Source organism: Brevundimonas sp. GW821-FHT10E09 (assembly GCF_058809375.1).
On the sequence record NZ_JBXASO010000019.1, the window covers coordinates 43,364 to 49,847 of the forward strand.

Annotated in this window: 5 protein-coding genes and 1 tRNA gene; 3 read left to right on the plus strand and 3 right to left on the minus strand. The window is 66.9% G+C overall.

Features of this window, described 5'->3' with window-relative positions:
• Positions 1-41: 41 nt before the first annotated feature.
• Entirely contained in the window at positions 42-824 is a 783-nt protein-coding gene (locus AC1RSI_RS15320) for a phosphatase PAP2 family protein (RefSeq protein ID WP_008260320.1), read from the minus strand.
• 274 nt (positions 825-1,098) lie between these two features.
• On the opposite strand from AC1RSI_RS15320, the gene AC1RSI_RS15325 reads away from it, so the two are divergent.
• On the plus strand, positions 1,099-2,988 hold the full coding sequence (locus AC1RSI_RS15325; protein ID WP_035310283.1) for a ribonucleoside-diphosphate reductase subunit alpha: 1,890 nt from the start codon (positions 1,099-1,101) through the stop codon (positions 2,986-2,988).
• 173 nt (positions 2,989-3,161) lie between these two features.
• Positions 3,162-4,025 (plus strand): lipid A-modifier LpxR family protein, encoded by an 864-nt coding sequence (locus tag AC1RSI_RS15330; RefSeq protein WP_230307599.1) that lies wholly within the window; start codon positions 3,162-3,164, stop codon positions 4,023-4,025.
• A 24-nt stretch (positions 4,026-4,049) separates the two neighbouring features.
• Here AC1RSI_RS15330 and AC1RSI_RS15335 read toward each other — a convergent pair whose 3' ends face one another.
• Complete coding sequence (locus tag AC1RSI_RS15335) at positions 4,050-5,798, minus strand: gamma-glutamyltransferase family protein (protein WP_154725956.1); 1,749 nt, start codon at positions 5,796-5,798, stop codon at positions 4,050-4,052.
• A gap of 147 nt (positions 5,799-5,945) precedes the next feature.
• On the opposite strand from AC1RSI_RS15335, the gene AC1RSI_RS15340 reads away from it, so the two are divergent.
• Positions 5,946-6,022, plus strand: a tRNA-Arg gene (locus AC1RSI_RS15340).
• 71 nt (positions 6,023-6,093) lie between these two features.
• On the opposite strand, the gene AC1RSI_RS15345 is transcribed toward AC1RSI_RS15340, so the two are convergent.
• Entirely contained in the window at positions 6,094-6,414 is a 321-nt protein-coding gene (locus AC1RSI_RS15345; RefSeq protein WP_447941620.1) for a tyrosine-type recombinase/integrase, read from the minus strand.
• Between the last annotated feature and the right edge of the window lie 70 nt (positions 6,415-6,484).

Genomic DNA, 6,484 nt, shown 5'->3' on the forward strand with positions numbered 1-6,484 from the left:
GTCTCAAGACAGACTATCCTGCGTCCGACGCCAGGGCGGGGCTAGACTTTGGTCGGGTCGTCCCCGGTTTCAGGCTCCATCGGCGACGGCTCGTCCTGCAGGGGCGCCTGATGACGCTTCTGCCAGCGCGCGATCCCATAGGCGACCAGCCACAGGACCATGGCCCAGGCCGAGCCCACGGCCCAGCCGGCGAAGACGTCCGTCGCCCAGTGGGCGCCCAGATAGATGCGGGTCAGCCCCACCAGCAGGGCCATCAGAATGCCGACCCCCAGGACGAAGATCTTGAACCTCTGGCGCGGAAAGGCCCGCGTCAGCATGACCGCGACGCTGAGATAGAAGACCGTCGCCAGCAGGGCGTGGCCGGAGGGGAAGCTGGCGTTGATCGTCTCGACCGCCTGCAGGGCCTGGGGCGGGCGTTCGCGCTCGAACACCGCCTTCAGCCCCTCGCTGAGCATCACGCCGCCGATCAGGCCCAGGGCCAGCAGGACGGACGACAGCCATTTCCTCTGGCTCAACAGGAAGACGATGACGATCAGGGCGAACAGGCCCAGCACCGATATGCCGCCCAGCGAGGTGATGTCGGCCGCCGCCTCCTTCAGCCACCACGGCCCCCAGGGCCGGCCGGGATCGTCGGCATAGGGGCGCAGCAGGGCCAGAACCTGATGGTCGAAGGCCTGGCCGTCGGCCTCCGTCATGTCGTCGGCGATCTCGACGAAGGTCATGACGCCGATCGCGGCGACGAACAGGGCCGTCAGAGCGGCGATCTCTGTTCGCGCAACCGTCAGGGCGCGTATCAAAAAGGGACGGAAATCTGAAACGGTCATGGACGGGCCAAACGGCCAAGCTCGCCCTATGTTCCGATCACGCGTTCGTGATATCGCAACTGCGAAGGCCTGGGAGGGGTTTGCTGGCTTGCTTGCTGGATTTTCCCCAGGCGTGGACGAGTTGTCCGACCGATTCGCTTACAAAGCGACCGTCAAGACGTTGACGGGTTATTAGGCATGTGCGCCCTATATGTGGGCTCAGGGAGCGTTGAGACCACTAGATGATGTGGTCACGGCGCAGGTGGCTCTAGGCTGTTTATTGTTCAGGACGCAGATGACCATGGCTGGCGGCGAGGCTTTGAAGACGACGGAATTCCAAGGTGTTGTGACGAACGCGACCCTCGAGAAGCCCCATCTGACTGTCGTGAAATCGGTCCAGGTGGATCGTTCGCGCGACGCCCTGCTGACCGACTTCGGCAAGAAGACGCTGGAAGACCGCTACCTGCTGGCGGGCGAGAGCTATCAGGACATGTTCGCCCGCGTCTCGACCGCCTTCTCGGACGACGCCGACCACGCCCAGCGCCTGTACGACTATATGAGCCGCCTGTGGTTCATGCCCGCGACCCCGGTCCTGTCGAACGGCGGCGCGGATCGCGGCCTGCCGATCTCCTGCTTCCTGAACGCGGTCGGCGACAGCCTGGACGGCATCCAGAGCGTCTGGAACGAAAACGTCGCCCTGGCCTCGAACGGCGGCGGCATCGGCACCTACTGGGGCGGCGTCCGCTCCATCGGCGAGAAGGTCAAGGGCGCGGGCAAGACCTCGGGCATCATCCCCTTCATCCGCGTGATGGACTCGCTGACCCTGGCGATCAGCCAGGGCTCGCTGCGTCGCGGCTCGGCCGCCGTCTATCTGGACATCCATCACCCCGAGATCGAGGAGTTCCTCGAGATCCGCAAACCCTCGGGCGACTTCAATCGCAAGTCCCTGAATCTGCACCACGGCGTCAATGTCACGGACGAATTCATGGAGGCGGTGAAGACCGGCGCCACATTCGACCTGAAGTCCCCCAAGGACGGCGCGGTCATCAAGACCGTCGACGCCCGCTCGCTGTGGACCAAGCTGCTCGACATCCGGATGCAGACCGGCGAGCCCTATATGATCTTCTCCGACACGGTGAACCGCCAGATGGCGCCGCACCAGCGCGACCTGGGCCTGAAGGTCAAACAGTCGAACCTGTGCGCCGAGATCATGCTGCACACCGGCCGCGACCACCTGGGCGTGGACCGGACCGCCGTCTGCTGCCTGTCGTCGGTCAATGCCGAGACCTTCCTGGAGTGGCGCGAAGAGCCCAAGTTCATCGAAGACATCATGCGCTTCCTGGACAACGTCCTGGAGGACTTCATCCGCCGCGCCCCGCCGGAAATGAAGGCCGCCGTCTATTCGGCCAAGCGCGAACGTTCGGTCGGCCTGGGCCTGATGGGCTTCCACTCCTTCCTGCAAGGCCAGGGCGTCGCCTTCGAAAGCGCCATGGCCAAGTCGTGGAACATGCGCCTGTTCAAGCACCTGCGTCGCGAGGCCGACAAGGCCAGCCGCCTGCTGGCCGAAGAGAAGGGCCCCTGCCTGGACGCCGAGGAGCGCGGCGTTATGGAGCGGTTCAGCCACAAGCTGGCCATCGCCCCGACCGCCTCGATCTCGATCATCTGCGGCGGGACGTCGGCGGGCATCGAGCCGATCCCGGCCAATATCTACACCCACAAGACCCTGTCGGGCTCGTTCGCGGTCAAGAACCCCTATCTGGAGCGCCTGCTCGACGAAAAGGGGATCAACACCGAAGCGGTCTGGAACTCGATCCTCGAGCACGAGGGCTCGGTCCAGCACCTGGACGCCCTGAACGAGGACGAGAAGGGCATCTACAAGACCGCCTTCGAACTGGACCAGCGCTGGGTGGTGGAACTGGCCGCCGACCGCGCCCCGGAAATCTGCCAGGCCCAGTCGCTGAACCTGTTCATCCCGGGCGACGTCAACAAATGGGACCTGCACATGCTGCACTGGTCCGCCTGGGAACGCGGCGTGAAGTCCCTGTACTATCTGCGCTCCAAGTCGGTGCAGCGCGCCGCCTTCGCCGGCGCCGAGGACAAGGCCGAGGCGGTCATCGATCCGAACCAGCCCGACCTCTTCTCCATGCCCAAGACCGACTACGACGAGTGCCTGGCCTGCCAGTAGGCGGTCGGACGCCAGACCTGAAAGGGCTCCGCGCAGGCGGGGCCCTTTTTCACGACTGGAACTCCGGCGCCGCAGCGTCGTTCAAAAGGGACGAAACAGTGTCTTGAAAATGTCTGTTGGAGTCTGGTTGCACCTGGTGCAAGCTGGAGAACAGCGGACGGTGGGGAGACCGAATGCGCGTTGTGGTGTGGAGCGTTGGAGTGGGAATCGTCCTGGCGGCAGCCGGGTTCGCCGACTCGCGCGCCCAGGCCTGGATCCCCGGCGCCTTCGACGAAACTCACGCGACGGCTCAAACCCTGACCGCGCGCCTCAATGAGCAAGGCGGGTTCCGCGTCACGCCCGACGCCCGCTTCGGATCCGAAATCGAGATGAGCGCGCCCCTGCGGCCGGCCGAAACCGAGGGTCTGGCAGCCGCCACCCGCAGTGACATCTGGATCGACCGCAAGGCTTTCACCGACCGGGTCACGCTGGAAACCGCCGGGCGATTGCGTCGCGCCGACGGCTCGCCCCTGCCGGTCACGCCGATCGACCGGGCCGAGCTGGACGCGGAAGCCTATGACCTGCGCTATGTTCGCGGCTTCCGCGGCGCCGTCGGACACACGCCGTCCGGCCTGGAAGTCAGTCTGACGCCCCACGCCGGTTTCGGCCTGGGCAGCGACGGCGGATCGGCGGAGGCCGGGGCCACCCTGAAGATCGGCGAAGGCCTGGATCGTCTCGCCCCCGACGGAACCGCGCGCTTCGGCGAGCGTCCCCGGTGGTATCTCTACGCCGCCGGGTCCGGCCGGGCGGTCGGCTATAATTTCGCCCGCACCCGCGACGGCGACTACGCCCGCTCCGGCTATACCCAGGATCGAGGCGGCTTCCTGGGCGACGCCTCGGTCGGCGTGGCCTATCGCCGGGGCGACGTCCAGACCTCCGTCGGTCTGGTCTATCGCGAGATCGACGCCGGCAAGGGGCTGCGCGGCATGAACGGCCTCGACACCGATCTGGACGAGGGCCTGATCGCCTTCCAGCTGTCGATCAAGCCGCGCCGCTGACCCGCACCTTCGGGTCGTCGCGCATCAGCGAACCTCCGACACCGCCACGCCCTCTCGCCTCGGATCCGCGCCGCCGTCCCACCGGCCGTCGCGCCACATCGCTCCATGCAGGCCCGAGGTCTCGGTTGCATTGGGTCTGAGGCTCATGCCCGCCGCCCCCAGGGCGTCGCGGATGTCCGGCGCGATCAGGGCCGTATCGGCGCCGACCATCTCGCCGCGCACCACCAGATTGGGCAGGGCGACAGCCTCCTGCATCGGCAGGCCCCAGTCGATCACCCCGATCAGGGCCTTGGCGACATAGGCCAGGATACTGGACCCGCCCGGCGAGCCGATGGCCCCGACCAGACGGCCCTGACGGTCCAGGATCAGCACCGGCGTCATCGACGACCGCGGCCGCTTGCCCGCCGCCACCGCATTGGCCGCGGGATGGCCGTCCTCGCTCGGGGTGAAGGAGAAGTCGGTCAGCTGATTGTTCAGGAAGAAACCCTCGACCATCCGGCCGTTGCCGAAGATGCTCTCGACCGTGGTCGTCATGCTGACCGCGTTCCCCTCCGCATCGACGACGACCATGTGCGAGGTGCCGCCGGGCTCGGCCGTGCGGTCCGCGCCGCGCGGGGGCGAGCCCGTGGGGGCGCCGGGCGTCGCGGGACCGTTCAGGGTCGGCGCCAGGGCCGCGCGCGCGGCGACATAGTCCGGATCCAGCAGGCCGGCGATCGGCACGCCGACGAAGTCCGCATCCCCCACATAGCGGTCGCGGTCGGCGTACATCAGACGCTGCAGCCGGCCGAAGGCGACCCAGGCGGCCGGGCTGTCGGGGCCCTTTCGGATGTCGGGCGTCTGCTCGGCCATGGCCAGGAACTGCAGCAGGGCCACCCCGCTGGACGGCGGCGGGGGCACGCAGACGACATAGATCCGGTACGGACGGCACAGGGCGTCGCGACGCAACGGGCGATAGGCGGCGATGTCCGTCTCGGTCAGGCCGCCGGGGCGCGGCGCCTCGGCCACTGTTTGGGAGATCTCGCGCCCGATGCGGCCGCCGTACAGAACGCCCGGCCCTTCGTTCGCCAGGGCCGCCACGGTTCGGGCATAGGCGGGGTTCCGCATCACGTCGCCGGCCCGATAGGGTTCGCCGTCCGGCCGGGTGAAATAGGCTTTGGCCCACCGGGTTCTCGCCTGGGGCGCGGGGCCGTTGATCATGCCGGCCAGGCGCGGGCTGACCACGAAGCCGTCGCGCGCCAGGCGTTCGGCCTCGCCGAACAGGTCGCGCCATTCCAGCCGGCCGTGATCCTTCTGCGCCATGGCCAGCATGGCCACCGCGCCCGGCGCCCCGGTCGAGCGCCCCGACAACAGGGCGTCGATGAAGGCCAGCGGCTTGCCGTCCTCATAGAACAGTTCGGGCGTGGCCGAGGCCGGCGCCGTCTCGCGGCCGTCATAGGCCGTCACCTGTCCGGTCGCCGCCTCATAGCTCATCAGGAAGGCCCCGCCGCCCAGACCCGACGACTGGGGCTCCACCAGGCCCAGGACCGCCTGTACGGCGACAGCGGCGTCCACCGCCGACCCGCCGCGCCGCAGCACCTTCATCCCCGCCTCGACCGCCAGCGGATTGGCCGCCGCCACGAAGGGGCCGCGCGCAGGCGTCCCGGCCTCCGGCGTCGTCGCCTGACCCTGAACCGGTGTCTCGGCCGCTGTCGGAGCGCCCCCGCCCGCCGTCTGGCAGCCGGCGATGACAATGGGAATGAGCAGGACGGCGAGACGACGGCGGATGAAATGCATGAGAAAATCCGGACGAGGGAGGACGTCGTCTCCCGACCTAGGCCGTCCCGGCGTCCGCGCCAACCGCCGACCACGCAGAAACTGCATTCCGCCGCTTGCGCCCGCCGGTTTCTACGGCTAAAGACCCGCCCTCGCCGCAAGGCAGCCGCACCCGTAGCTCAGCTGGATAGAGCACCAGACTACGAATCTGGGGGTCGGGCGTTCGAATCGCTCCGGGTGCGCCATATTTTTCAACGAGTTAGCTGATCGCTATGCTGTAGTCGTTGAGGTTGTTACAGACAATTTACAGATGGTGTTACAGCGTGACCTCGGTGCGCATGCCGCCATTTTTCAACGCGCGCAGGCGAATCTTTTCGTCAATACGATCCTGGCCAGAGTCCGCCGTCAGTCGCCGGCTTGCCTGAGAGCGATAGATTCGCGCAGCACGCTCGCTCTTGTGCTCAAGCTGAGCCATAATTTCTGCGTCGGACGAACCGGCGTGTGCCAGTTCAATGCCTCGTGAATGTCGAAGGCCGTGAATGGTAAGTTGAGGTCGAATTTTTCCTTTGGCCGACAAGGCTTCGATGACGCGGTCGAACGCGTGGTTCAGCGCGCGCTCCTTCCACTGTTTGTCAATCGGCGTCTAAAAGGGACCCCCTATCGGCGTGCAATAGGGACCCCCTTTTGAGGTTCGGGATGGACGTCAC

Bases quoted from the DNA above. Each gene is read 5' to 3' on its own strand.
- AC1RSI_RS15320 (WP_008260320.1), bottom strand. From the start codon at position 824: ATGACCGTTTCAGATTTCCGTCCCTTTTTGATACGCGCCCTGACGGTT.
- AC1RSI_RS15325 (WP_035310283.1), top strand. From the start codon at position 1,099: ATGACCATGGCTGGCGGCGAGGCTTTGAAGACGACGGAATTCCAAGGT.
- AC1RSI_RS15330 (WP_230307599.1), top strand. From the start codon at position 3,162: ATGCGCGTTGTGGTGTGGAGCGTTGGAGTGGGAATCGTCCTGGCGGCA.
- AC1RSI_RS15335 (WP_154725956.1), bottom strand. From the start codon at position 5,798: ATGCATTTCATCCGCCGTCGTCTCGCCGTCCTGCTCATTCCCATTGTC.